The sequence below is a fragment of the Streptomyces sp. NPDC008079 genome (assembly GCF_042957385.1).
Lineage (GTDB): Bacteria > Actinomycetota > Actinomycetes > Streptomycetales > Streptomycetaceae > Actinacidiphila.
The window spans coordinates 143,634-168,778 of sequence record NZ_JBIBIC010000008.1 but is presented as its reverse complement, the minus strand read 5'-3'; the positions used below and the strand labels follow the sequence as shown (position 1 = coordinate 168,778).

Below are 25,145 nucleotides of genomic sequence, written 5' to 3'. Positions count from 1 at the left end.
CACCCCCTTGGGGACGGGGACAGCCAGCCGGTCGCGGCGGCGGCTGAAACGGTGGCCGCGGCGGCGGCTGAAGCCGCGGTCGAAGCGGTGGTCGAGGCGGGCTCAGTCCTGGGCCGCCAGGGCCGCCACGATGCGGTCGAGCGCCGTCAGATCGGCGGCCGACAGGGCGCTCAGCGACTCCGGCGGGGCGCCCATGATGGCGTTGGCGCGATCCGCGGCGGCGTGGCCCTCGGCGGTGGCCGTCACGATCTTGGAGCGCCGGTCCGCGGGGTGTTCGTGCCGCTCGACCAGACCGCGCTTGGCGAGGTCGTCCACCACCAGCGTCGTGTACGGGCGGTCGGAGGAGAGCTCGGCCGCCAACTCGCTGAGCCGGGCGGGAGAAGCGGCGACCCGGCGCAGCACCTTGACCCGGAAGAAGCTCATGCCCAGCGCTTCCGAGGTCTCCTTGCGGCGCTCGTTGCGCTCCAGTACGTAGGTGCGCAGATTGCGCCAGATCCGCTCCGCGGTGGCATCGGCCGCGTCCGCCGGGCCGACCGTGTCCGTACGGCCGGTTTCCCCGCCGGAGGCAGCGTCAACGGAGGCAGCGTCAACGGTGACAGCGTCGGCGGAGGCCGTACGACCGGCGTAGACCGTAGGACCGGAGACCGTAGGACCGGAGACCGTACCGACGGAACTCGTGGCTTCTGGCGTCGTCGTCATGAGGTGCTCACCGGGATTCGGGGGGTGTCGTCTTCTTCGGGCACGAGCAGATCGGCCGCGCGTTCGGCCGTACCGCGGGCCCAGCGTCCGGTGGTGAGCGTACCGATGAGCAGGACGGAGGCGCCGCAGCCCGAGATGATCCACCAGGCGGTGGTCTGCATTCCGGCGGCCAGCGCGGCGCCGATCACGGCGACGCCCAGCGACTGGCCGATCTGGCGGCTGGTGGACGCCACGGCCGCCGCGACCCCGGCCTGGGCGCGGGGCATGCCGGACACGGCGGTGTTGGTGATCGGGGCGTTGACCAGGCCGAAGCCGATGCCGAACAGGACGTAGGAGGTGAACAGCAGGGCGTTGGACGACTCGGCGTCCAGCACCGCGAAGATCACGCCGCTGGCCGTCATGGTGAGACCGGCGAGCACCAGCGGCAGGCGCGGGCCGCGCGAGGCGACCAGCCGCCCGGACAGCGGCGCGAAGACCAGGCACATCACGGCCATCGGCAGCATGTAGAGCCCGGCGTCGAGGGCGGACAGGCCCCGGTCGTCCTGGAGGTAGAGGGTGTTGAGGAAGAGGAAGCCGCCGAGCGCGGCGAAGCCGCTGACCGCGATGAGGGTCGCGCCGCTGAAGGGCGCGCTGCGGAAGAAGCGCACGTCGATCAGCGGGTCGGTGCGCCGCTTCTCGTACCGCGTCAGGCCGAGCAGCGCGAGCACCGTGACGACGAAGCAGCCGACGATCAGCGGGGAGGTCCAGCCCGCGCCCGAGCCCTCGATGATGCCGTAGGTGAGCGAGCCCAGCAGCGCGATGACCAGCACCTGGCCGACCGGGTCGACGCGGCGCGGCCGGGGCGCGCGGGACTCGGGGATGTAGCGCGAGGTGAGGATCAGGGCGAGCACGCCCACCGGCAGATTGATCCAGAAGATCGACCGCCAGCCGACGGTCTCCACCAGCGCGCCGCCGACGATCGGTCCGGCCGCCATGCTGATCCCGACGACACCGCCCCACACGCCGATGGCGCGGGCCCGTTCGCGGGCGTCGGTGAAGGTGTTGGTGATGATCGACATCGCCACCGGGTTGAGCATCGAGCCGCCGACCGCCTGGATCATCCGGAAGGCGATCAGCCAGCCGAGACCGGGCGCGAGGCTGCACAGCAGCGAACCGAGCGTGAAGAAGACCAGCCCGATCCGGAAGATCTTCTTCCGGCCGAGCCGGTCGGCCGTGGAGCCGGAGAGCAGCAGCAGTGAGGCGATCACCACCAGATACGCGTCGATCGTCCACTGGAGGCCGGAGACGGAGGCGTGGAAGTCCCGCCTCATCGACGGCAGCGCCACGTTCAGGATCGTGTTGTCCAGGCTGACGATCAGCAGGCTCATGCAGCAGATCCCCAGGATGAGCATCCGACGCCGGTGCGTCAGCTCAGGCATGCGTCCGGGCTCCTCTTGTCGGTTCTTGGCGCTCGTCGCCGGTACGGGGGCGGCGTCATAGGTGCTGACACCAACGATTGTACGACCAGAATCATTTTGATCGTACAACCAATCTCGGCCGAGGGCCGTGCGCGAGTACGCGACAATGGACGGCATGACCGCTGACGCCGCCACGCTCACCCGCCCGGAAACCCTCCGGATCGGCCCGCACGCCGTGTGGCCGCCGGTCGTGCTCGCCCCGATGGCGGGCATCACCAACGCGCCCTTCCGCACGCTCTGCCGCGAGTTCAGCGGCGGCAAGGGGCTGTTCGTCAGCGAGATGATCACGACGCGCGCGCTGGTCGAGCGCAATGAGAAGACCATGCACCTCATCCACTTCGACGCCTCGGAGACACCGCGCTCCATCCAGCTCTACGGTGTCGACCCGGCGACCGTCGGCAAGGCCGTGCGGATGATCGTGGACGAGGATCTGGCCGACCACATCGACCTCAACTTCGGCTGCCCGGTGCCGAAGGTGACCCGCAAGGGCGGCGGGTCCGCGCTGCCGTTCAAGCGCAATCTGCTGCGGGCGATCCTGCGCGAGGCGGTCGGCAACGCGGGCGACCTGCCGGTCACCATCAAGATGCGCAAGGGCATCGACGACGACCACCTCACGTATCTCGACGCGGGCCGGATCGCGGTCGAGGAGGGTGTGACGGCGGTCGCGCTGCACGGCCGCACCGCCGCCCAGCACTACGGCGGCACCGCCGACTGGGACGCCATCGCGCGGCTCAAGGAGCACGTGCCCGAGATCCCGGTGCTCGGCAACGGCGACATCTGGTGCGCGGACGACGCGGTACGGATGATGCGGGAGACCGGCTGCGACGGTGTCGTGGTCGGCCGGGGGTGCCTCGGGCGGCCCTGGCTCTTCGGCGACCTGGTCGCCGCCTTCGAGGGCGGCGCCGCGCCCGCCACCCCCGACTTCGGGCAGGTCGCGCGGGTGATGCGGCGGCACGCGGAGCTGCTGGGGGAGTGGATCGGGGACGAGGCACGCGGTGTCGTCGACTTCCGCAAGCACGTGCCCTGGTACACCAAGGGCTTCTCGGTCGGCTCGGACGCGCGCCGGGCGCTGGCCACGGCCTCGTCGCTGGCCGAGATGGACGAGCACCTCGGCGGCCTCGACCTCACCCAGCCCTGGCCCGCGCACGCCGACGGCCCGCGCGGCCGTACCGCCCCCGGCAAGCGGGTCGTCCTCCCGGACGGCTGGCTCAACGACCCGTACGACTGCGCCGTGCTCACGGAGGACGCCGAATCCGACACCTCGGGCGGCTAACCGTCCGGGAACGCCGGCCGCGCACGGCCGGAGCGGGCCCTGGCCGCCGTCCAGCATGTGAGACGCGAGGCGTGATTCGCGCCACGGTTGATAGGGCTCGCGCTCAAACGAGCGCGAAGAGGGGTGTCGCACCTTCCGAAGGCATGGCACGCGGTGCCACCCCCGCTGTGTCCACGCGGCACGGCGCCACGTGACGCTCCGTAGACCGAGTCGCCGAAGCGACCACCGGAGTGAAACCGTCCGTTCGACTCGTGAACGGAGTGCGAACACCGGCCGGCGAGCCCCCCGCCCCGGAGACACCGGCAGACGGGCGGTTACCGCCGTGTGTCGAGGTCATGGACGCACTGCGGCGCCTTCGACCTGGGTACGCTCCCCGCCGTCAGGGCATCCCGGTCGCGAGGAGTCGAGTCCCGTGTCGGCACGACAGAAGAAGCAGAAGTTCGTTTACGACTTCACTGAGGGCAACAAAGACCTCAAGGACCTGCTCGGCGGCAAGGGAGCGAACCTCGCCGAGATGACCAACCTCGGCCTGCCCGTCCCTCCGGGTTTCACCATCACCACCGAGGCGTGCAGGGTCTATCTGGAAACCGGCGCGGAACCCTCCGCGCTGCGCGACGAGGTGAGTGCGCACCTCGACGCGCTGGAGCAGCGGATGGGCAAGAAGCTCGGCCAGCCGGACGACCCGCTGCTGGTCTCGGTCCGCTCGGGCGCGAAGTTCTCCATGCCCGGCATGATGGACACCGTCCTCAACATCGGCCTGTCCGACGCGTCGGTCGCCGGGCTCGCCCAGCAGGCGGGCAACGAGCGCTTCGCGTGGGACTCCTACCGGCGTCTTGTGCAGATGTTCGGCAAGACCGTGCTCGGTGTGGACGGCGACCTCTTCGAGGACGCGCTGGACGAGGCCAAGCGGCACAAGGGCGCGGACAGCGACCTCGGTCTGGACGCGGCCGATCTGCGACAGCTCGTGGACGACTTCAAGGCGATCGTCGCCAAGGAGGCCGGCCGGGACTTCCCGCAGGAGCCGCGCGAGCAGATGGACCTCGCCGTGCGCGCGGTCTTCGACTCCTGGAACACCGAGCGCGCCAAGCTCTACCGCCGCCAGGAACGTATCCCCGGCGACCTGGGCACCGCCGTCACCGTCTGCTCGATGGTCTTCGGCAACCTCGGCCCTGACTCCGGCACCGGCGTCGCCTTCACCCGCGACCCGGCCAGCGGCCACCAGGGCACGTACGGCGACTATTTGCAGAACGCCCAGGGCGAGGACGTCGTCGCCGGTATCCGCAACACCGTGCCGCTCGCCGACCTCGAAGGCATCGACAAGGCGTCGTACGACCAGCTCATCTCGATCATGGAGACGCTGGAGACGCACTACCGCGACCTGTGCGACATCGAGTTCACCATCGAGCGCGGCAAGCTGTGGATGCTCCAGACCCGGGTCGGCAAGCGGACCGCGGCGGCGGCCTTCAGGATCGCCACCCAGCTCGTCGACCAGGGCCTGATCAGCGAGGCGGAGGCGCTGCAACGGGTCAACGGCGCGCAGTTGGCGCAGCTCATGTTCCCGCGCTTCGACGACACGGTCGCCGACAGCGGGAACGTACGGCGGATCGGCTGGGGCATCGCGGCCTCGCCCGGCGCCGCCGTCGGCAAGGCGGTCTTCGACTCGTACACCGCCGTCAAGTGGTCGCGGTCCGGCGAGAAGGTCATCCTGATCCGCCGCGAGACCAACCCCGACGACCTCAACGGCATGATCGCCGCCGAGGGCATCCTCACCAGCCGCGGCGGCAAGACCTCGCACGCCGCCGTCGTCGCCCGCGGGATGGGCAAGACCTGCGTGTGCGGCGCAGAGGAGCTGGAGGTCGACACCAAGCGGCGACGGCTGACCGCGCCGGGGGGCGTGGTGATAGAGGAGGGCGACCTCATCTCGATCGACGGCTCCTCGGGCAAGGTGTACGTCGGCGAGGTGCCCGTCGTACCGTCCCCGGTGGTCGAGTACTTCGAGGGCCGCATGCACGCGGGGGCCGACGAGGCCGACGGACTCGTCCAGGCGGTGCACCGGATCATGGCGTACGCCGACCGGGTCCGCCGGCTGCAAGTACGCGCCAACGCCGACAACGCCGAGGACGCCAACCGCGCCCGCCGCTTCGGCGCGCAGGGCATCGGCCTGTGCCGTACCGAGCACATGTTCCTCGGCGAGCGCCGCGAGCTGGTCGAGCGACTGGTCCTCGCCGACACCGACACCGAGCGGGAAGAGGCGCTCGGCGCGCTGCTGCCGCTGCAAAAGGCCGACTTCATCGAGCTGTTCGAGTCGATGGACGGACTGCCGGTGACCGTACGGCTGCTGGACCCGCCGCTGCACGAATTCCTGCCCGACATCACGGAGTTGTCGGTACGGGTCGCGCTCGCCGAGTCCCGCAGGGACGCCAACGAGAACGACCTGCGGCTGCTCCAGGCCGTCCACAAGCTCCATGAGCAGAACCCGATGCTGGGCCTGCGCGGCGTACGCCTCGGCCTGGTCATCCCCGGCCTGTTCGCCATGCAGGTACGGGCCATCGCGGAGGCGGCGGCGCACCGCAAGTCCGTCAAGGGCGACCCGCGCCCCGAGGTGATGATCCCGCTGGTCGGCACCGTGCAGGAACTGGAGATCGTCCGCGAGGAGGCCGACCGCGTCATCGCCGAGGTCGAGGCGGCCACCGGCGCCTCGCTCGGCATGGCCATCGGCACGATGATCGAGCTGCCGCGCGCCGCGCTGACGGCCGGTCAGATCGCGGAGGCCGCCGAGTTCTTCTCCTTCGGCACCAACGACCTCACCCAGACCGTGTGGGGCTTCTCCCGCGACGACGTCGAGGCGTCCTTCTTCACCGCCTACCTGGAGAAGGGCATCTTCGGCGTCTCCCCGTTCGAGACCATCGACCGCGACGGCGTCGGCGCGCTGGTCCGCTCCGCCTGCGAGGCCGGCCGCGCCACCCGCCCCGGCCTCAAGCTCGGCATCTGCGGCGAGCACGGCGGCGACCCCGAGTCCGTCCACTTCTTCCACGACGTCGGGCTCGACTACGTCTCCTGCTCGCCCTTCCGCATCCCCGTCGCCCGCCTGGAGGCCGGCCGCGCCGCCGCCCGTCCCCCCACGCCGACCACCTGACCGGGCCGGGCCCGGACCGCCGCCGGACGCCCCTTGCCCTGGGGGCACCCTCACCGACCGGCGACCCGATCCCGACCCCACCCCGCCGGGGGCGACGCTTCGTGCGGAAGCGCCGCCCCCGGCGCTTTCACGTACGCCGGGGCACGGCCCGGCCATGCCGGCGCCGCGGCGTCCCACGCCCACGATCCGAGGCGCGCACCCGCGATGAGAACAAAGAGGTCGCCTGGGCCGCACCGTAGCGGTGCGGCCCAGGCGACCGTTTGAGACGGGGTCAGGAGGACGTGGGGCTGGCCGTGGTGGGAGTCGCGCTGCCGCTGGGCGTCGGGGCGGTCTTCGGGGGCGGGCCGAAGACGACGTTCACGTGCTCGAAGCCGAGCGAGGTCAGCAGGTGCTCCAGCATGAATTTGGTGTTGGTCTCGGCCCGCGCACCCAACTCGGTCTGCTTGGCGGCGTCCTGGATCTTCTGCGCGGCCAGCTCGTTGAGCTGCTGGGCGTTGCCCGGATTGTCGCCGAAGAAGTCGCCGATCCGGTCGAAGAAGCCGCGCTGCTGCGAGACGACGTAGGAATGCTTGGTGTCCAGCGAGGTCCGCTCAAGTGCCGCGTGCGGCAGGCGGATCGTCGCGGACTTGCGGTCGGCGGAGACCTTCACCGCGTCGTTGCCGACGGAACCGAGATCGACGTACGCGTCGACGCTGCCCGCGCCGACGTACAGCGTGCGCTTGCCGCGCACCGCGGACGGCAGGAATTTGGCGTCCTTCTCCAGGTCGACGACGACCTCGAAGTTGCCGCTCGCGCCCTCGAAGCGGTTCATGTCCTGGATGGACTTCAACAGGACGGGACCGCTGCGGTCCTTGTCCTTCTCCGCGAACGGATTCGGTATACCGGGCAGCAGATTGGCCTTGCCGAGCAACAGGAACAGCAGCGCGAGTACGACCACTCCGATAGCTGTCCGCGCCCACCAGGGCATACGTCCCGCAGCACCACTGATCGCCATGACCGCGTCACCTCCTGAAGTGCCGGGTACCCGCGCTCGGCGATTCCATGAGCCGAACATGCGCTCGACATAGGTGAGTTGGCACGGCCGGTCCGGGGTCGTGCCCGGCGGCTCACAGGGCGTATGTGACCCCCGTCAGCCGCTCCGACGCCTCCCACAGCAGCTCGCCGGTCACGTCGTCACGGGTCCTGGGCAGCCGCCAGGCGCGGGCGGGCGCGCCGCGCAGGCCCGGCGCGCGCGGGCCGGTGAAGGAGTCGGGGGCGACACCGGGCGCCGTCGCCGCGTAGAGCGTGGGCAGCGCCCCCCGCTCGGCCGACTGCGCCAGCAGCCGGTTGCCGAAGACGTAGACACGCTCCACGCCCCTGCGGCCCTCCATCAGCGCCCCGCGCGTGTGCAGGTCCGTCGCCGCGTAACCGGGGTGCGCCGCCGCGGCCACGATCCCCGAACCGGCCGCCGCGAGCCGCCGCGACAGCTCGTGCACGAAGAGCAGATTCGCGCTCTTCGACTGGCCGTACGCCGTCCAACGGCGGTACCCGCGGGTTGCGTTGAGGTCGCCGAGACGCACCCCGGCCAGCACGTGCGCCACGCTCGACACCACGACGATCCGGGCCCCGCGGTCCGCCTCGCGCAGCCGTGGCAGCAGCAGGCCCGTCAGCGCGAAGTGCCCCAGGTGGTTCACCCCGAACTGCTTCTCGAAGCCGTCGTAGGTCAGGCCGTACGGCAGTGCCATCACCCCGGCGTTGTTGACCAGCAGGTCCAGCGACGGCTCCTCGTACGCCTCCGCGAACGCCCGCACGCTTCCCAGGTCGGCCAGGTCCAGCGGCCTGAACACCGCCTGGGCGTTGGGCACTTCGGCCTGGAGGCGCTTCAGCGCCGCCGTCGCGCGCTCCGCGTCCCGGCACGCCAGCGTCACGCGGGCGCCGCGGCGGGCCAGTTCCCTGGCCGTGCAGTAACCGATGCCGGTGTTCGCGCCCGTCACCACGGCCGTCCTCCCGGACTGGTCCGGAACGCTCTCCGCCGTCCAGCTCATGACGCCCCCCTCCCTCACACCTGACTACCCGTCAGGGTAGGGCCCTTCGCGGCGTACGGTGCCCCCGAAGGGTCCCGTCCTGGACGGTTCTTTCGCGGCGGGCGGTGGGCCGGTCTTCAGGGGCGCGGCCCCGGGACGGTTCCTCTGCTGCGGGCGGTGGGCCGATCTTTAGGGGCGCGGGGAACTGCGCGACCAACCACCGCGCTCCCGCAGGTCACCACCCGCCCCGGCGGGGCAGTTCGGTTGGTCCCGGACCACCGGCGGGTGGGGGTGGGCCGCGCAGCTCCCCGCGCTCCGACGGGGCACGAGCCGTGCGCAAGGTGAGCGCGAAAGGGGCCACCGCCTCACGCGGAGGCGAGGTCCGGGCGCCGGCGGGCGCGGAGGCGCCGGAGCATGCGGGCGTCCTGGAAACCGACGGCGCGGGCCGCGGCTTCGAGCGTGGCCCCCTGCCCGATGAGATGCTCGGCGCGCTCGATGCGCAGCTCCTGTTGGTAGCGGAGCGGCGTGAGCCCGGTGGAGGCGGTGAAGCGCCGCGTGAGGGTGCGCTCGCTGAGCCCGGTGGAGGCGGCGAGGTCGGCGAGGGCGAGGTGGTGGGCGAAGCGGGCGTCGATCAGATCCTGGGCCCGGTGCACGGCGTCGCTGAGGTGCCCGCGGTGCCGGAGCATGGCGCTGGTCTGGAGCTCGTCGCCGTTGCGCCGGGCGTAGACGACCATCTGCCGGGCGACGCGGGCAGCGGCGCCCGGCCCGTGGCGGACGGCGACCAGGTGCAGCGCGAGGTCGATGCCGCTGGCGATCCCGGCGGAGCTGACGACCCGGTCGTCCACGACGTAGAGGACGTCGCGTACGACGGTGGCCCGCGGATAGTCGCGGGCGAGCTCGTCCTGCACGTCGTGGTGGGTGGTGCAGCGGCGGCCGTCGAGCAGCCCGGCCCGGCCGAGCGCGTCCGCCCCCGCGCACACGCTGGCGACGGTGCCGCCGCCCGCGTGGTGCGCGCGCAGCCACTCCAGGGTCGCGGGCGTGAGCGCGCCGTTCTCGTGCAGCGTGTGGGCCCGCCAGCCCGGTACGACGATCAGGTCGTCGGCCGTCAGCGCGGGCGGTTCGGTGGCCGCGCGCAGCGCGACCCCTTGGGCGGTGGGGACGTCTTCCCGCTCGGCGACGTAGTCCAGCCGGTACCCGAGGCCGTAGTCGGCGGCCGTCGAGAACACCTGCGCGGGGCCCGCGAGGTCGAGCAGATGCAGGTGGGGTACGAGCAGGAAGACGACCCGGGTCACGATCCGGTCAGCTCCTTGACGGTCGAGACGGTGGCGAAGCGGCCCGCGAGAGCGTACTCGGTGCGCGCGATGATGTCCGCCGGGAGCAGCGTGCGCGGGTCGGCCAGCACCTCGGCGAGCGGGCGGCCCGCCGGCGCGTCGCGGTGCTCGATCGGCTCGGTGGCGGTCGCGTCCACCACGAAGGTGACGTCGTAGCCGAGGTCGGAGGCCAGCCGCGTCGTGGTCTCCACGCACTGCTCGGTGCGGATGCCGCAGGTGATCAGCGAGCGGATGCCGCGCGCGGTGAGGATCTGCTGGAGATTCGTGGTCGTGAAGGCGTTGTGCGCGGTCTTGACGAGCAGCGGCTCGCCCTCGGCGCGGGTCAGCCCGTCGATCAGCCGTACGTGGCCGCTCTCCGGGTCGAAGACCGTGTTCGAGCCCGGCTCGGAGTGCAGCACCCAGATCACCGGGTGCCCCTGCTCGCGGGCGTAGTCGACCAGCCGCGCCACCCGCGTGGCCACGTCGGGGTCGGACGCGGCCTGCCAGCTCTCCCGCTGCCGGAAGGACTCCTGGACGTCGATGACGATGAGCGCGGTCGCGCTCGCGGGGTTCGTGTTGTCAGCCATGACTCGATCGTGCCTCCGGCGCGGGCCCCCGGGTTGACCCGATCATGCCCCGCTGCGGAACGATCCGGTCACGCGGCGGGGCACCGAGGTACGCCCCCGCGTCGGACTCGCCCGCGGACCGCCCGACGCCGCCCCGCCCCTCGACATCGCCGCGTTCGGCGAGCGGGCGGTGTCTCGACGACGACGCGGTGGCGGTGCCGGTGCATCACGTCGTCGAGGAGTAGCCGCCCGCTCGCCCGGCTCTCAACTCACCGTGCAGGCGGTGCCGTTGAGAGTGAAGCCGGTCGGCTTCGGGTTACTGCCCGACCAGTTGGCGTTGAAGCCGAAGTCCACCGTGCCGCCCGCCGCGATCGTCCCGTTGTAGGACAGATTCGTGGCCGTCGCCGCGGTGCCGCTCTGGGTGACCGTCGCGTTCCACGCCTGCGTGACCGTCTGGCCCGGCGCGAAAGTCCACTTCAGCGTCCAGCCGTTGACCGGCGCGGAGCCGTTGTTCTTCACCGTCAGATTCGCGGTGAAGCCGGTGTTCCACTGGTTGACCCCGTATGACACCGCGCAGCCGCCACCGCCGGGCGGTGTGGTGGGCGGAGTGGTCGGGGGCGTGGTGGGCGGTGTGGTCGGCGGTGTGGTGGTCGTGCTGCCGCCGAGCGCCGTACGCACCGCGGTGTAGGCGGGCTTGGGCTGGTAGTTGTCGTCGTACAGCAGAGCCGCGCCCTGGCCGGGGAAGACACCCGGGATCCACGAGGTCGCGTCGGAGACGCCCCACACCGTGATGCCCACACAACGCGACACGCCCAGGCAGGCGTTGACCACCGAGGTGTAGTCATTGGCCTGCTGCTGGAGCCTGGCGGCGTCCGACGGGGTCTGCATCCGGATGTCCAGCTCGGTGATGGCCACGTCCACGCCGAGGTCGGCGAAGCGCTGGAGGTTGGCCTTGAGGGTCGACGGCACCTGGCCGAGGATCAGGTGCGCCTGGAAGCCGACGCCGTCGATCGGAACGCCCTGCTGCTTCAGCGACTTGACCAGGTTGTACATGCCGTCGCTCTTGGGGCCCGTGCCCTCGACGTTGTAGTCGTTGAGGTAGAGCTTGGCGCCCGGGTCGGCGGCGCGGGCGGCCGTGAACGCGTCCGCGATGTACGACGAGCCGAGCTGGTTGTACCAGAGGTCCTGGCGGAAGGTGCCGTCCTCGTTGAACGGCTCGTTGACCACGTCCCAGTGGACGACCTTGCCCTTGTAGTGCGTGGCCTCGTCGGTGACGTGCTTGATCAGGATGTTGTGCAGCTCGGTGTTGCTGAAGCTGCCGGAGGTCAGCCAGTTGGGGAGCTGGCTGTGCCACACCAGATTGTGGCCGCGGACCTGCATGTTGTGCGCCTGCGCGAAGTTGACGATCGAGTCGCCCGGCGCCCAGTTGTACGTGCCGCGGCTCGGCTCGACGGTGTCCCACTTCATCTCGTTGCCGGGAGTGACCATGCCGAACTGGGCGCCCGCGATGGGCCCGCTGGCACCCGTGGCCTCGCTCGCGGTCAGGGCGGTGCCCATGTAGATGCCCTTGGCCGCGGCCAGGTCGCGCAGCGGCGGGTCCGCGGCGTGTGCCGACGGCACGGTGACGGCGATCAGCGCCGCCGTCGCCGCCAGCAGCGCCGCGCCGGATCCGCCGATGGCGGATCTGAGGGCTCGCTTGGAGAACATGTGTGAATACCTCTTCCAAGTGGGGGATTGGAGCAGGCAGTTCGGTACGCGTGGTTGCGAGCGATGCGCGTGGGACGAGGGAGGAACGCATCGAATGTTTCGATACGAATTCCGACTGCGGCGCAGACCCTACGGGCACCCCACCCGGCCGTCAACACCCCCGGCAATCACCGCACTTCGGACGGGGCGGTACGCGTACGCCTCGGCGTGCGGGCGTGCGGGCGGGCGCGCGGGCTCGCGGGTGGGTGAGCGCGCGGGGGCGCGAGGACGCCTAGGCGGGGGACTGCGTGCTGCTGCGCTCCACCAGTCGGGTCGCCAGATCCACCCGCAGGGTGCTCGGCTGCTTGCCGCGGCTCAGGTCGAGCACCAGCCGGGCGGCGGCCTCCGCCATCTCGGTCAGCGGCTGCCTGACCGTGGTCAGCGGCGGGCTGATCCAGCGCGACAGCGGCAGGTCGTCGAAGCCGATCACGCTCACGTCGCCCGGAATGCTCAGCCCCAGCTCGCGCGCCGCCTCGTACAGTCCGAGCGCCTGGAGGTCGTTGCCGGTGAAGACGGCGGTGGGCCGCTCCGGCAGCCGCAGCAGTTCGAGTCCCGCGGTGTAACCGGCCTCGTGGTGGAAGTCGCCCGCCCTGACCAGCGCCGGGTCGAAGGCGACCCCCGCGGTCTCCAGCGCGGCGCGGTACCCGTCGATCCTGGCCCGGCTGCACATCATCCCCGCCGGGCCGCCGATCACACCGATCCGCCGGTGCCCCAGCTCCAGCAGGTGCCGGGTGGCGGCCACCCCGCCCTGCCAGTTGGTCGCCCCGATCGCGGGCACGTCCTCGCCGGGGTCGCCCGCCGGGTCCATCACCACGAACGGGATGTCCCGGCTGGTGAGCTGCGCCCGCTGGGCCGGGTCGAGCCCGGACAGTACGAGGATGACGCCGGTCGGACGCCGGGCCAGCACCCCGTCCACCCACGTCTGACCGGGGCTCAGGCGGCCCGCCGACTCCGAGAGCACCACGCTCAGGCCCTCGACCCGCGCCACGTTCTCCACACCCCGGATGACCTCCATCGCCCACGCGCTCTCCAGCTCGTGGAAGACCAGGTCGAGCAGCGGCGCGGGCTGCGCGTTGCCGCGCCGCCGCTGGTAGCCGTGGAGGCGCAGCAGCTCCTCCACCCTGCTCCGCGTGGCGGGCGCGACATCGCCGCGGCCGTTGAGCACCTTCGAAACAGTCGGAGCCGAGACGCCCGCGGCCCGGGCGATCTCGGCGAGGGTGGCCGCGCCGGCGCTGCCGCCCGCGTTTCCGCCCGCGCTCGCGCGGCCCGCCGCTCCCGCCGCGCCGTTCGACGGCGTGTCGGGCTGGTCGGCTGTCCTGGACGGTACGTCTGCGGCGCTCATGCCTGCGATCGTAGCCCGCCGCCGCCCCATCCGTCCGACCCCGGGGTGCCCCCTGTTTCCCCGGCAACAATCGGTAACCGACTCGAATCATTCTCCGTGTGGTCCCTCACCGCTTGCCTGTGCCCCTCGGGGCGCGGGGAGCCGCACGGCCAGCCGTGACGCCGCGCGGCCGGAAACGGGGGTGGCATGGCCGATTCCGGGCGGGCGGCAGGGGGAGGGAGGGTGCGACGGTGACGGGATGAGCTTCTTCCAGGACGTGCCAGAACCGCCGACCGCGCCGGAGCCGGAGCCCCGGCCGCGTCCCCCGTGGGAACGGTCCGTCTACGTGCTTCCCGCGTCGGTGCCGGGTGACGTGGTGCTGCTGCGCTCGGACCGGGCGGCGGTCTGGATCGGCGGGCTGCGGGCGTACCCCAACGGCTTCGTGTTCCACCTGCGCGCGGTCCTGCGAAGGACCCCGGCCAACGGCGCCTGGCTGGGCAATCCCCTCGACGGCCGGTCCAACCCGCTGCGTCCGCCCGAGCCGCAGAGCAATCTGCGGCTCGGCCTGCGGTACGCGGACGGCCGACGCGTCGCGACGCAGGGCGGGATGCCGGTGCCCTGGCCGGGCGACGACGACACGGAGGCGATCCGCCTGATCAGCCAGGGCGGCGGCGGCAGCGGTCTGACATGGGAGGCGAGCTTCTGGACGTATCCGCTGCCGCCGGACGGCCCGGTGACCGTCTTCACCTCGTGGCTCGACGCCGGGGTGCGTGAAGCGTCGGTGGAACTGGACGGCGCGGCGATCCGGGCGGCGGGCGGCCGGGCGGTCCGCCTGTGGCCGCAGGACGAGGACCCCGAGGACGAGGACGGCTACAGCTACGTGACGAGGACGCTGACGGTCGGCGACGCCGAAGCGGACGGGGACGGGGACGGGGACGACGACCCCGAGACCGCCCCCGAGGCCGCACCCGGCACCGCACCGGGCGCGTAACCGGACGCTCATGGGGCCGAGACCGTCACCGACGGCTCGTGCCGCACCGGGAAGTTCACCGAGTTGGCGATGAAGCACAGCCGTTGGGCCTCCTCGTGGAGGGCCTGGGCGGCGGCGGCCATCGCGGGGGAGGCGACCTCGACGGCGGGCCGGAGCACGGCTTCGGTGAAGTGGCCGCCGCCGTCGCCGGTCTCCCGCATCGTGCCGGTCGCGTGGTCGGTGTAGCCGGTGACGACCACGCCGTTGACGGCGCAGACGTGGAGGTACGACAGCAGGTGGCACTGGGAGAGCGCGGCGAGGAGCAACTGCTCGGGGTTCCAACGGTCGGCGTCACCGCGGAAGGCGCGGTCGGCGGAGCCGGAGATGGCGGGGAGTCCGGCCGCGGTGACCTCGTGCGTACGGTCGTAGTCGCGGTAGGAGCTGGTGCCCGTGCCGCGGTTGCCGGTCCAGACGACCTCGGTCTCGTAGGAGTGCTGACGGGCTGACGGCATGGCTCGATGTCCCTTCGGGTCGCTCAGTCGGTGAATCGGGCGCCGCAGGTGTCCAGAACGTGGCGGCGGGCCGCCTCGGCCGCCTCGCGGGCCCGGCCCCCGGTGATCGCGGCCAGCAGCTCCCGGTGCTGGGCGTTGACCTGGGCGGGCCGGTGGGGCGGGTCGAGGGAGGCGCGGGTGGAGACGAGGATCTGGTCCCACAGCCGGTCGAGCGAGGCGAGCGCCACGGGGTTCGCGGCGAGTACGGCGATCCGGCCGTGGAAGCGGCGGTTGTGGGCGACGGCCTCGGCGAGGCGCCCGGCCAGCGTGGCCTCTTCCGTACGGTCCGCCTCGCGGACCAGCTCGGCCAGGTCGGCGGGGGCGATCCGGCCCTCGGCCTGGCGCCCGGCGGCCAGCTCGGCGGTGAGCGCCTCCAGGGCGGCCCGCACCTGGTAGGCGTGGCGCAGCGCCTCCGCGTCGAGCGCGACCACCCGCACACCGCGCCCCGCCGAGTGGACCAGCCCGTCGGCGACCAGCGCGCGGAACGCCTCGCGCACCGGCGTCCTGCTCATCTCCAGCGACAGCGCGACCTCGGTCTCGGTGAGCCGCTGGCCCGGCGCGTAGGCACCGTCCACGATCAGGTCACGCAGCCGCGCGCGGGCGGCATCGGTCTGCTGCACACGGCCGAGGCTAGCCTCCGCATGCATTGCATGCAATGCATGCAGAAGGCCGGGGCGTGCTTCTCCGCCCGGACCCGCAGCGGCCCCGCCGCGACCCGGTCCAGCGCCTCCTCCCAGCTCGCGGGCGCCGACTCGCCGTCCGCGCCCCGTACCAGCGGCCCGGTCAGCCGCACCGCCGTGGACAGCACCTCGGTCGAGGCGCGGCCCTCGCCGCACAACGCCCCCCGGTTAACCGGGAACGCCGTCCGCTCCACCACCTCCGGCCCGTCCGCCTCAGCGCACGGCCCCGCCCGCGGTGAGGGCGCGTGCGACCCCCGGCTCGCGCGGCCCCAGGAAGTGCGGGTTCGGGCGAATCACCACGTCCGCCGCCGCCTTGCCCGCGGCCAGCAACTCCCGTACGCCGCCCGCGTACCAGGTGGCGTCGTGCGGCTCGTCGACGGCGATCCCGTAGGCGTCGATCCCGGCGGCCTCGCAGAGCGCCAGGGCCCTGCGTATGTGGAAGTCCTGGCTGACCAGGACGGCCCGGTCGACCCCGAAGACGCGCTTGGCGCGGCTGCACGAGTCCCAGGTGTCGAAGCCCGCGTAGTCCAGGACGACCTTGTCGGCGGGCACGCCGTGCGCGGCCAGGTAGGTGCGCATGGCACCCGGCTCGTTGTACGACGTACGGCTGTTGTCGCCGGTGACCAGCACCACGCGTATCCGGCCCGTCCGGTACAGCGTCGCCGCCGCGTCCAGCCGGTGCGCCAGATACGGCGACGGCTTCCCGTCCCAGAGCCCGGCGCCGAAGACCACGGCCACCGGCTCCTTCGGCACGTCGGCAAGCGTGCGGACGCGCCCGCCGTCGGCCAGCCGCAGCCACGTCGCGGGCAGCAGCGCCAGCACGCACACGGCCACGCTCCACCGCAGCAGCCGCCGCCACCCCCGCCGCGTGCGCGGCAACCGCGCCCATGACGGCTTCCACCCCCGGACCCGCGCCCCCCACGTCCGCGCCCACGTCATACCGTCCACCCCCTGACCCGCCATCGCCCCCGCCCCTCGCCGACCCGTGCCCCCTCCGTGACCGACGCCGGACACCCCCGCCCGGTTGCGTTATGGATCACAGTAGGACCCACCACTGACAACGCCCCCGGAGCGCCCGCGTGACCGACCCCCGCCTCCCCTTCTTCCTCTACGGCACGCTGCTGCCCGGCGGGCGCAACCACGGCGTGCTGCGCGGCCGGGCCCTGACCTGGACACCGGCCGAACTGCCCGGCGCGCTGCTCTTCCACGGCCCCGGCTACCCGTACGCCGTCCCCGACCCGGCGGGCGAGGGCGTTGTCCACGGGGCGCTGGCGGCGGTCGGCCCCGAGGCGTACGCGGACGTCCTCGCCGACCTCGACCGGCTGGAGGAGTACGCGCCGGGCGCCCCCGCCAACCTCTACGAGCGCCGCCGTACGCACGTGCGCACGGCGGGCGGACCGACCCCCGCCTGGGTGTACTTCGCGGCCGACCGCACCGCCCGTGAGCTGCTGCTCTCCGGCGAGCGGGTCTCCGGCGGCCGGTGGCCTCACAGCGGACCCGCGGCCGGGTGAGAGCACCGAAACCGGCTCTCGCGCCCGCGCGAACGACGAGGCAACCCGGCGCGCGCCTCGGCGGGGTGCCCGTGCTGCCCGCGTACGCCTCCGCCGCCGCGCCGACCGTCGCCGAGGCCGTAGCCGCGCTCAATGGCCGAACTCGTACTGCGCCGGTACGACGAAGCCCTCCGGTACGACGAAGCTCTCCGGTACGACGAAACGCTCCTGGGCGCCGACGCGCGCCGTCGGGGCAGGTCAGCGCGGGCCACGGCGGCCCGGCCGCCGGTCGCGCGCCCGGTCCGCCCCCCGCGCGTACGCCGCCGGTCACCGGGGCCGGTTACCGTCACGGGTATGGAAGAGAAGGACCGGTCACAGCGGGCGGCATCCGCGCACCTGGGCCCGTACGAGCGGTACGGGCCCTACGGCGAGGCCGATATGGAGCGGTATGTCACGGAACCGGACAAGAGGCCGGGCCGTACGGCGTTCCAGCGCGACCGGGCGCGGGTGCTGCACTCGGCGGCGCTGCGCAGGCTGGCCGGGAAGACGCAGGTCGTGGACCCGGGCGTCAACAGCGCGGCGGCGATCGACACCAGCCCGCGCACCCGGCTGACGCACTCGCTGGAGTGCGCGCAGGTCGGCAGGGAACTGGGCGCGGCGCTCGGCTGCGACCCCGACCTGGTGGAGACGGCGTGTCTGGCGCACGACCTCGGGCACCCGCCGTTCGGGCACAACGGCGAGCTGGTCCTGGCCGAATTCGCCGAGGACTGCGGCGGGTTCGAGGGCAACGCGCAGAGCCTGCGGCTGCTGACCCGGATCGAGCCGAAGAAATTCGTGCCGGACCCGGCGGGCGGCGACGCGCTGGTCAGCGTCGGCCTCAATCTCACCCGCGCCGCGCTGGACGCGGCGACCAAGTACCCGTGGGCGCGCGGCGGCCACCCCACCACGCCCGGCAGCCCCAAATTCGGCGCGTACGAGGACGACCTGCCGGTCTTCGGCTGGCTGCGGAAGGACGCGCCCGACGGCCGCCAGTGCTTCGAGGCGCAGGTCATGGACTGGGCCGACGACGTCGCGTATTCGGTGCACGACGTGGAGGACGGCCTCCAGGCCGGGCACATCGACCCCGGCGCGCTGACCTCCGCCCCCGAGCGCGCCGAGGTGTTCGGCTGCGCCGCCGCCCGCTATGTGCCGCCCGGCACCGACCCGGCCGAGCTGGCCGCGGCCCTCGACCGGCTCCTCGACCAACCCTGGTGGCCGCACGGCTACGACGGCACCGCCCTCGCCCAGGCGCGGCTCAAGGACGCCGCCTCCCAGCTCATCGGCCGCTTCTGCCTGGCGGCCGAGAGCGCCACCCGCGAGCGCTACGGCACCGGCCGCCTCACCCGCTACCGCGCGGAGCTGGTCGTGCCGCGCGAGCAGCGGCTCGAATGCGCCGTTCTCAAGGCGGTCGCCGACCGGTACGTCATGCAGCGCGCCGCGCAGGCCAAACGCCGGGCCGAGCAGCGCGTGGTGATCGGCGAGCTGGCGCAGCGGCTGCTGGAGCGGGCCCCCGAGGGCCTTGACCCGCAGTTCCGCGGGATCTTCGACGCCGCCCCCGACGACCGCGCCCGCCGCCGCGCCGTCGTCGACCAGATCGCCTCCCTCACCGACGCGGCGGCCACCGCCCTGCACGCCCGGCTGCACGCGTAACCGCCGGAAACGGGGCGTCCGGTACGCCGGGATACCCGCCCGGCATATGGCCGGATGCCCACTGGGCAGAAGAAGCACGAGGGGAAGGACGGCGCGGCGCTCTTCCGGACGGCCCTGACGTGCGGGACGCTCGTATGTACGCACAAGCAGGACGCACGAGCACGACGCGCCCTCAGACGCACCGCACGACGCACGAACAGAACGCACAAGCACCACGCACAAGCGCCACGCACAAGCACCACGCACGCAGCACCGCACGACACGTACACGTACGCTCGCACACGTACCGATCGCCGACCCGCCTGGAGGGCCACCGTGGTGGACGCACACGAAACCTTCGTGATCGTCGGAGCAGGGCTCGCCGGGGCGAAGGCGGCCGAAACGCTCCGGGCCGAGGGTTTCACCGGCCGGGTGATACTGATCGGCGACGAGCGCGACCACCCCTATGAACGCCCGCCTCTGTCCAAGGGCTATCTGACCGGCGCCGACGAGCGCGACTCGGTCTTCGTGCAGAACACCTCCTGGTACGCCGAGCACGACATCGAGTTGCACCTGGGCCAGCCGGTCGTGCACCTGGACCCGGCCGCCAAATTCGTCCGCCTCGGCGACGGCACGACCCTGATGTACGACAAGCTGCTGCTCGCCACCGGCTCCGAGCCGCGCCGCCTGGACATCCCGGGCACCGACCTGGCCGGGGTGCACCACCTGCGCAGGCTCGCGCACGCCGACCGGCTCAAGCACGTGCTGACCAGCCTCGGCCGGGAGAACGGCCACCTGGTGGTGGCGGGCGCGGGCTGGATCGGCCTGGAGGTCGCCGCCGCGGCCCGCGGCTACGGCGCCGAGGTCACCGTCGTGGAGTCCGCGCCGACCCCGCTGCACTCGGTGCTCGGCCCCGAACTGGGCGCGGTCTTCACCGACCTGCACGCCGAGCACGGCGTCCGCTTCCACTTCGGCGCCCGGCTCACCGAGATCACCGGCCAGGACGGCATGGTGCTCGCCGCCCTCACCGACGACGGCGAGGAGCACCCGGCGCACGACGTGCTCGCCGCGATCGGTGCCGCCCCGCGCACCGCGCTGGCCGAGAGCGCGGGACTCGACCTGGTCGACCCGGCCGAGGGCGGCGGCATCGCCGTGGACGCCTCGCTGCGCACCTCGAACCCCGACATCTTCGCCGCGGGCGACGTCGCCAACGCCGAACACCCGCTGCTCGGCGGCCGGTTGCGCGTCGAGCACTGGGCGAACGCGCTGAACGGCGGCCCCGCCGCGGCCCGCGCCATGCTCGGCCGCCCGGTGTCGTACGACCGGGTTCCGTACTTCTTCTCCGACCAGTACGACCTGGGCATGGAGTTCTCGGGGAACGCGGCGCCCGGCTCGTACGACCAGGTGGTGTGCCGCGGCGATGTGGGCAAGCGGCAGTTCATCGCCTTCTGGCTGAACGAGGGGCGGGTGCTGGCGGGGATGAACGTCAATGTGTGGGACGTCACCGAGCCGATCCAGCAGCTCATCCGCTCCGGCCGCGCGGTCGACCCCGAGCGGCTGTCCGACCCGGCGGTGCCACTAACCTCGTTCCTGGACTGACCAGGAGCTTCCTTCCTGGACCGGCCGGACCGACCAGGAAGGGACACCCCGCCGTGCCCGTCACCCGTACCGCCGTCGTGCCCGTCGAGGAGATCTTCGCCCTGCGCTGGGCGGTGCTGCGGACCGGCCTGCCGCGCGAGACCGCCGTCTATCCGGAGGACTCGCGCGACGGCACGTTCCACATCGCCGCCTACGACGAGGAAGGCGCGGTACGGGGCTGCGCCACCTTCTTCCCCGAGCCGCTGTCGGGGGACGACGCCCTCGCGGACGCGGATACGGCCGGGGCGTCCGCGTACCGCTTCCGCGGCATGGGCAGCGCGCCCGAGGTCCGCGGCCAGGGGTTCGGCGGCGCGGCCCTGATCGCGGGACTGCGCGAGGCCGCGGCCCGCGGCGCCGAACTGGCCTGGTGCAACGGCCGTACGTCCGCCGCCGGTTTCTACGAGCACTTCGGCTTCACGGCGATCGGCGAGGAATTCGTCGTGGAACCGATCGGCCCGCACTACGTGTTCGTCACCAAGGACCTCGCGCGGGGTCCCGCGTAGGCCGTCGCCCAGCGCCTCTCCGCCTGTTACCGAACGCTACTTCGACAGGTAGAAGGCCAGCAGCCCCGACGCGTCCATGTCCAGCGCCGGCTCCGAGCTCTGCCACGACCGCACGTCGTCCACGTACCGGCTGCCGCGCCCGTTGAAGGCGCTGTACGGGTCCGCGCCGCCGGGCGGGCACGGCCGCATGCCGTCCAGGTAGTCGCCGAGGCCGTCGCTGAACTGCTCCGCGCCGTTGGGCCCGTTGACGATCGCGCCCACCTCCAGCGGTCGTGAACCGGTCAGGCTCCCCGCGAGGTTGCCCAACTCGCCCGCCGTGCAGCGCGGGAAGGTCTGCCCCTGGCCGACCATGAAGGACGTGCCCCAGGCGTTCGCCCCCAGCAGCCAGTCGAGTTGCTGCACCGCGAAGCGGTCGAACGAGGTGTCGCCGGTCACCGAGCGGTACAGCCGCGTGGTGGCCGCGAGACCCAGCGTGTGCGAGTCCGCGTCGAAGTCGTCGTAGACCGCGCCCGCGTGGAACGGATCGGCCGCCGCCCGCCGTTGCCCGGAGGCGATCTGGCCCTTCACGTAACCGACCAGGTCGGCGTACGTCACCGCGAGGCCGCGCGGGTGCCCGGCCGCCCTGATCGCCCGCGCCAGGTCGAGGTCGGCGAGCGCGCTGGTGTCGTACATGTTCAGCGTGTCGGCGCCCGCCTCGCTCTGGTGCGCCTTCGCCCAACTCGCCGCCTGCTTCAGCCAGTCCGCGCCGCGCCGGTCGTGCAGCCGCTGCGCCGCCAGCGCCAACTCGGCCCCGCCGAAGGCCAGATCGTCCTTCCAGCTCGTCTCGGGGTAGTAGCCGTACGGCACGGTGGTGACGAGCGTGCCAGGGCGGGTGTCGGCCAGGCCGTAGATCTGCGCCGCGGTGTTCAGATACGCGCGGGCCTTCGCGGGCGCGGTGGCCGCGTACCGCTGGGCGGCGAGCGCGAAGTCGGCGGCGAGCCGGCCCGCCTGGTTGGGGCTGAGCTTCGCGCCGGGGGCGCCCGCCCTGAACACCGGGCGGTTCTTCAGGAACGGGTGCGCGGAGTCCTTGTCGTCCTTCTCCGGCAGCCGCCACACGTCGTGGTCGCCGACGACGCTGCCGCTGTCCGTACCGGAGCCGAGGCCGACCTGGATGTACAGCGTCTTCGTTGTGCCGTCCCACATCTTGTCGAGCCAGTCCAGGCCGTGCTGCGCCTCGCCGCCGAGGGCCGACGCGGGGCCCGCGCCGGTCTGCCGGGCGGCGATCTGGAGCGCGGCGACGGCGTACGAAGTGGTCTCGGTGAACTTCAGGTAGTCGCCCGCGTCGAACCAGCCGCCGGAGACGTCCACCGGGGCCGCGCCCGCGATCTTCTTCGGGGCGGCCTTGACCGTGTCGCCGTCGGGGTCGGTGAACGACGGCCACGCGTAGACGGCGGCGTGCGCGTCGTTGAGATGCGACGGCTTGCGCCGCAGCTGCCCGGGGATCGTCCTCGCGCCGTCGCGCTGGGCCTGGAAGAAGGCGGTGGCGTCGGCGGCGGGACGGCCGAAGACGGCCTTCGCCGAGCCGATGGTGAAGGCGGGGGAGGAGGCGGTGGCGGTGCCGCCGACCACCAGCCGGTAGGTGCCGGGCGTGCGCACCGCGCTGAAGTCGATCAGGTAGACGGCCGGATACGCGCTGTTCCAGCGGCCCAGGCTCGCCCCTGTGCTGCCGTGCGCGACGACCCGGCCGCCACGGCCGACCAGCTTCCACGACGTCTCGCCGACCGCGCTCTTGGCCAGCAGGAACGCTTCTTTGGCGCCGCTTCCCGCGTAGCCGACCTGGTTCACCCGGACCTCGCCGGTGGTCGCGGCCTGGGCGGTGTCCGCGCCGCCCGCCAGCGACAGCGCCGCCAGCACGGCGGTCGCGGTGACAGCCGTCGCCGCGGCGGTGGTCCATCTGCGGAGCGGCCTTCTGCGAAGCTCGGGCATGCGGCTGTGTCTCCCCACGACTTCGGAACCCCAATAGGAAAGGTTCCTAACGATTGGCGAAGCTAGTCCTCACCCCCGCCCGGGTCAAGACCTTCGTCGCCACCCACCGCCCGGCGCTCCGCTGTCCCACCAGCGCCGTAGACTTGCGCGAGTGGCGGGCAGGATCAGAGACGAAGACGTGAAGGCGGTACGGGACGCGGTCCCGATCGACGCCGTCGTCTCCGAATACCTCCAGCTCAAGAACGCCGGCGGCGGCAATCTCAAGGGCCTGTGCCCCTTCCACGACGAGAAATCCCCCTCCTTCCAGGTCAGCCCCTCCAAGGGCCTCTACCACTGCTTCGGCTGCGGGGAAGGCGGGGACACCCTCGCGTTCGTCATGAAGCTCGACCATCTGTCGTTCACCGAGGCCGTCGAGCGCTTGGCCGGGCAGGCCGGGATCACGCTGCGGTACGAGGAGGGCAGCCATGTCCCCGGGCGGCAGCAGGGCGAGCGGATCCGGCTGGTCGAGGCGCACAAGGCCGCCGCGCAGTTCTATGTGGAGCAACTGGGCGGGGCGGAGGCGGAGATCGGCCGGAGGTTCCTGGCCGAGCGCGGCTTCGACCAGGCGGCGGCGGAGCACTTCGGGGTGGGGTACGCGCCCGCCGGGTGGGACCACCTGGTGCGGTATCTGCGGGGGAAGGGCTTCACCGACAAGGAGCTGATCACCGCGGGGCTGGCCTCCGAGAGCCGCAGGGGCGGGGCGATCGACCGCTTCAGGGGGCGGCTGATCTGGCCGATCCGGGACATCACCGGCGAGGTGATCGGCTTCGGCGCGCGCAAGCTGCGCGAGGACGACCAGGGCCCGAAGTACTTGAACACCTCCGAGACGCCGCTCTACAAGAAGTCCCAGGTGCTGTACGGCATCGACCTGGCCAAGAAGGAGATCGCCAAGACCGGGCGGGCGGTGGTCGTCGAGGGGTACACCGACGTGATGGCCTGCCATCTCGCCGGGGTCACCACGGCCATCGCCACCTGCGGCACCTCCTTCGGCGGCGACCACATCAAGATCCTGCGCCGGCTGCTGATGGACAATTCGACCGCCGAGGTGGTCTTCACCTTCGACGGCGACGAGGCGGGCCAGAAGGCCGCGCTGCGGGCGTTCGAGGACGACCAGAAATTCGCCGCCGAGACGTCGATCGCGATCACGCCCGGCGGGATGGACCCGTGCGAACTGCGGCTCGCCGAGGGCGACGCGGCCATCCAGCGACTGATCGACGGCCGCACCCCGCTGTTCGCCTTCGCGCTGCGCTCCATCGTGTCCCGCTACAACCTGGACACCGACGAGGGCCGGGTGGCGGCCGTGGACGCGGGGGTCGCCGTGGTCGCCGCGATCAAGAACCAGGCACTGCGCGACCGTTACGCGATCCGGCTGGTCGGCATGGCCGGGATCGGCACGCAGTCCGAGGAGCAGTCGATCATCCGCCGGGTCCGCGCGATGGCCAGGGCCCGCGCGGCGGGCGGCGGCAGCACCGACAACCGCCCGCAGTACGGCCGCCAGGGCCAGGGCGGTCCGTACGCGGGCGGCGACCGGCAGTCCTCCGGCGTCCCCGCGCAGAACGCGCCGCGCGGTCCCCGCCTGGACCTGCGCAGCCCCGCCCACCGCGTCGAGCGCGAGCTGCTCAAGCTCGCCCTCCAGTACCCGAAGCTGGTCTCCCCGGCCTTCGACGCGTACGGCGAGGACGAGTTCACCGGACCGCCCTACGCCGCCGTGCGCCGGGTGATCGCCGAGGCGGGCGGCGTCGAGGCGGCCGACGGCGACTATCTCGTACGGGTCCGCGAGGCCGCGCCCGACGACACCGTACGGATGATGGTCACCGAACTGGCCGTCGAGCCGGTGATGCACAAGTCGCCCGAGTTCTACGCGGGCGAGGTGCTGGTCCGGGTGCGGATCAACGCGGTGGAGCGGCGCGTGGCCCAGGTGCACGCCACGCAGGCGCGGTTCGCCGCCCAGGGCGTCCCGCAGGACTCGCCCGAGGTCACCGCGTCGCTGGGCGAGCTGTGGGCGCTCCAGCAGTACGGCCAGCGGCTGCGCGAACAGGGCGCGGCGGGGCTGTAGCCGCCGCGGGCGTACACCCGGGCATATGCCTTGCGTCACCGCACGGACCTGAGCGGTGACCTTGTGTGAAAAAG

At 72.5% G+C, this 25,145-nt stretch carries 20 protein-coding genes and 1 pseudogene; 8 read left to right on the top strand and 13 right to left on the bottom strand.

All coding sequences use genetic code 11. The annotated features are described in order from the left end of the window. Positions 1–102: 102 nt before the first annotated feature. Both ACFZAM_RS19110 and ACFZAM_RS19105 read right to left on the bottom strand, forming a co-directional pair. Positions 103–699: a MarR family transcriptional regulator gene (locus tag ACFZAM_RS19110; RefSeq protein ID WP_391047425.1), complete on the bottom strand. Its 597-nt coding sequence runs from the start codon at positions 697–699 to the stop codon at positions 103–105. Beyond that, positions 696–2,117: a DHA2 family efflux MFS transporter permease subunit gene (locus ACFZAM_RS19105; RefSeq protein WP_391047423.1), complete on the bottom strand. Its 1,422-nt coding sequence runs from the start codon at positions 2,115–2,117 to the stop codon at positions 696–698. The genes ACFZAM_RS19110 and ACFZAM_RS19105 overlap by 4 nt, the downstream gene beginning before the upstream one ends. 154 nt (positions 2,118–2,271) lie before the next feature. On the opposite strand from ACFZAM_RS19105, the gene dusB reads away from it, so the two are divergent. Beyond that, positions 2,272–3,429, top strand: coding sequence for a tRNA dihydrouridine synthase DusB (gene dusB / locus ACFZAM_RS19100; RefSeq protein ID WP_391047420.1), 1,158 nt, complete (start codon positions 2,272–2,274; stop codon positions 3,427–3,429). A gap of 412 nt (positions 3,430–3,841) precedes the next feature. Next, positions 3,842–6,565, top strand: a complete 2,724-nt coding sequence (ppdK, locus tag ACFZAM_RS19095) for a pyruvate, phosphate dikinase (RefSeq protein WP_355344623.1) — start codon at positions 3,842–3,844, stop codon at positions 6,563–6,565. Between the two features lie 271 nt (positions 6,566–6,836). Here the strand turns inward: ppdK and ACFZAM_RS19090 are convergent, their stop codons facing one another. From ACFZAM_RS19090 to ACFZAM_RS19065, 6 genes are all read right to left on the bottom strand, one after another. Next, positions 6,837–7,559: a DUF4230 domain-containing protein gene (locus ACFZAM_RS19090; protein WP_355344680.1), complete on the bottom strand. Its 723-nt coding sequence runs from the start codon at positions 7,557–7,559 to the stop codon at positions 6,837–6,839. 112 nt (positions 7,560–7,671) lie between these two features. Beyond that, a complete protein-coding gene (locus ACFZAM_RS19085; protein ID WP_391047416.1) occupies positions 7,672–8,589 on the bottom strand; it encodes an oxidoreductase in 918 nt (305 codons plus the stop codon). A gap of 344 nt (positions 8,590–8,933) precedes the next feature. Beyond that, positions 8,934–9,860 (bottom strand): DJ-1/PfpI family protein, encoded by a 927-nt coding sequence (locus ACFZAM_RS19080; protein WP_355344686.1) that lies wholly within the window; start codon positions 9,858–9,860, stop codon positions 8,934–8,936. Continuing rightward, positions 9,857–10,465 carry an isochorismatase family protein gene (locus ACFZAM_RS19075; protein WP_391047414.1) on the bottom strand — a complete coding sequence of 203 codons (609 nt, stop codon included), beginning with the start codon at positions 10,463–10,465 and terminating at the stop codon, positions 9,857–9,859. Before ACFZAM_RS19075 ends, ACFZAM_RS19080 begins: the two co-directional genes overlap by 4 nt. A 243-nt stretch (positions 10,466–10,708) precedes the next feature. Next, positions 10,709–12,151 (bottom strand): endo-1,4-beta-xylanase, encoded by a 1,443-nt coding sequence (locus ACFZAM_RS19070; protein WP_391047412.1) that lies wholly within the window; start codon positions 12,149–12,151, stop codon positions 10,709–10,711. Positions 12,152–12,422: 271 nt separating this feature from the next. Further along, positions 12,423–13,532 carry a LacI family DNA-binding transcriptional regulator gene (locus tag ACFZAM_RS19065; protein ID WP_355344695.1) on the bottom strand — a complete coding sequence of 370 codons (1,110 nt, stop codon included), beginning with the start codon at positions 13,530–13,532 and terminating at the stop codon, positions 12,423–12,425. A 238-nt stretch (positions 13,533–13,770) separates the two neighbouring features. Between ACFZAM_RS19065 and ACFZAM_RS19060 the strand changes: the two genes are divergently transcribed. Beyond that, positions 13,771–14,502: a hypothetical protein gene (locus ACFZAM_RS19060; protein ID WP_391047409.1), complete on the top strand. Its 732-nt coding sequence runs from the start codon at positions 13,771–13,773 to the stop codon at positions 14,500–14,502. Between the two features lie 8 nt (positions 14,503–14,510). Here ACFZAM_RS19060 and ACFZAM_RS19055 read toward each other — a convergent pair whose 3' ends face one another. The 4 genes and pseudogenes from ACFZAM_RS19055 to ACFZAM_RS19040 form a co-directional block, all read right to left on the bottom strand. Beyond that, positions 14,511–14,993: an OsmC family protein gene (locus tag ACFZAM_RS19055; protein ID WP_391047407.1), complete on the bottom strand. Its 483-nt coding sequence runs from the start codon at positions 14,991–14,993 to the stop codon at positions 14,511–14,513. A gap of 23 nt (positions 14,994–15,016) precedes the next feature. After that, positions 15,017–15,652, bottom strand: coding sequence for an FCD domain-containing protein (locus ACFZAM_RS19050; protein WP_391047404.1), 636 nt, complete (start codon positions 15,650–15,652; stop codon positions 15,017–15,019). A gap of 47 nt (positions 15,653–15,699) precedes the next feature. Further along, positions 15,700–15,921, bottom strand: a pseudogene (locus tag ACFZAM_RS19045) (nitrite reductase); the annotation flags it as partial. A gap of 4 nt (positions 15,922–15,925) precedes the next feature. After that, on the bottom strand, positions 15,926–16,651 hold the full coding sequence (locus ACFZAM_RS19040; RefSeq protein ID WP_355344852.1) for an ElyC/SanA/YdcF family protein: 726 nt from the start codon (positions 16,649–16,651) through the stop codon (positions 15,926–15,928). Between the two features lie 140 nt (positions 16,652–16,791). Between ACFZAM_RS19040 and ACFZAM_RS19035 the strand changes: the two genes are divergently transcribed. The 4 genes from ACFZAM_RS19035 (at position 16,792) to ACFZAM_RS19020 (ending at position 21,011) form a co-directional block, all read left to right on the top strand. After that, positions 16,792–17,223, top strand: coding sequence for a gamma-glutamylcyclotransferase (locus ACFZAM_RS19035; protein WP_391047401.1), 432 nt, complete (start codon positions 16,792–16,794; stop codon positions 17,221–17,223). Between the two features lie 417 nt (positions 17,224–17,640). Next, positions 17,641–18,891 (top strand): deoxyguanosinetriphosphate triphosphohydrolase, encoded by a 1,251-nt coding sequence (locus ACFZAM_RS19030; protein WP_391047653.1) that lies wholly within the window; start codon positions 17,641–17,643, stop codon positions 18,889–18,891. Positions 18,892–19,206: 315 nt separating this feature from the next. Then, positions 19,207–20,469, top strand: coding sequence for an FAD-dependent oxidoreductase (locus tag ACFZAM_RS19025; protein ID WP_355344716.1), 1,263 nt, complete (start codon positions 19,207–19,209; stop codon positions 20,467–20,469). A 53-nt stretch (positions 20,470–20,522) separates the two neighbouring features. After that, the gene (locus ACFZAM_RS19020) at positions 20,523–21,011 is read left to right on the top strand and encodes a GNAT family N-acetyltransferase (RefSeq protein WP_355344719.1); all 489 of its coding nucleotides are present in this window, start codon (positions 20,523–20,525) and stop codon (positions 21,009–21,011) included. Between the two features lie 36 nt (positions 21,012–21,047). Here the strand turns inward: ACFZAM_RS19020 and ACFZAM_RS19015 are convergent, their stop codons facing one another. Beyond that, complete coding sequence (locus tag ACFZAM_RS19015; protein WP_391047399.1) at positions 21,048–22,976, bottom strand: glycoside hydrolase family 9 protein; 1,929 nt, start codon at positions 22,974–22,976, stop codon at positions 21,048–21,050. Positions 22,977–23,127: 151 nt separating this feature from the next. Here ACFZAM_RS19015 and dnaG point away from each other — a divergent pair, with 151 nt between their 5' ends. Next, positions 23,128–25,071 carry a DNA primase gene (gene dnaG, locus ACFZAM_RS19010; RefSeq protein ID WP_355344725.1) on the top strand — a complete coding sequence of 648 codons (1,944 nt, stop codon included), beginning with the start codon at positions 23,128–23,130 and terminating at the stop codon, positions 25,069–25,071. Positions 25,072–25,145: the final 74 nt, after the last annotated feature.

Coding starts and splice junctions, on each gene's coding strand:
- ACFZAM_RS19110 (WP_391047425.1), bottom strand. CDS start 699: ATGACGACGACGCCAGAAGCCACGAGTTCCGTCGGTACGGTCTCCGGT.
- ACFZAM_RS19105 (WP_391047423.1), bottom strand. CDS start 2,117: ATGCCTGAGCTGACGCACCGGCGTCGGATGCTCATCCTGGGGATCTGC.
- dusB (WP_391047420.1), top strand. CDS start 2,272: ATGACCGCTGACGCCGCCACGCTCACCCGCCCGGAAACCCTCCGGATC.
- ACFZAM_RS19090 (WP_355344680.1), bottom strand. CDS start 7,559: ATGGCGATCAGTGGTGCTGCGGGACGTATGCCCTGGTGGGCGCGGACA.
- ACFZAM_RS19085 (WP_391047416.1), bottom strand. CDS start 8,589: ATGAGCTGGACGGCGGAGAGCGTTCCGGACCAGTCCGGGAGGACGGCC.
- ACFZAM_RS19075 (WP_391047414.1), bottom strand. CDS start 10,465: ATGGCTGACAACACGAACCCCGCGAGCGCGACCGCGCTCATCGTCATC.
- ACFZAM_RS19070 (WP_391047412.1), bottom strand. CDS start 12,151: ATGTTCTCCAAGCGAGCCCTCAGATCCGCCATCGGCGGATCCGGCGCG.
- ACFZAM_RS19065 (WP_355344695.1), bottom strand. CDS start 13,532: ATGAGCGCCGCAGACGTACCGTCCAGGACAGCCGACCAGCCCGACACG.
- ACFZAM_RS19060 (WP_391047409.1), top strand. CDS start 13,771: ATGAGCTTCTTCCAGGACGTGCCAGAACCGCCGACCGCGCCGGAGCCG.
- ACFZAM_RS19055 (WP_391047407.1), bottom strand. CDS start 14,993: ATGCCGTCAGCCCGTCAGCACTCCTACGAGACCGAGGTCGTCTGGACC.
- ACFZAM_RS19040 (WP_355344852.1), bottom strand. CDS start 16,651: ATGACGTGGGCGCGGACGTGGGGGGCGCGGGTCCGGGGGTGGAAGCCG.
- ACFZAM_RS19030 (WP_391047653.1), top strand. CDS start 17,641: ATGGAGCGGTATGTCACGGAACCGGACAAGAGGCCGGGCCGTACGGCG.
- ACFZAM_RS19015 (WP_391047399.1), bottom strand. CDS start 22,976: ATGCCCGAGCTTCGCAGAAGGCCGCTCCGCAGATGGACCACCGCCGCG.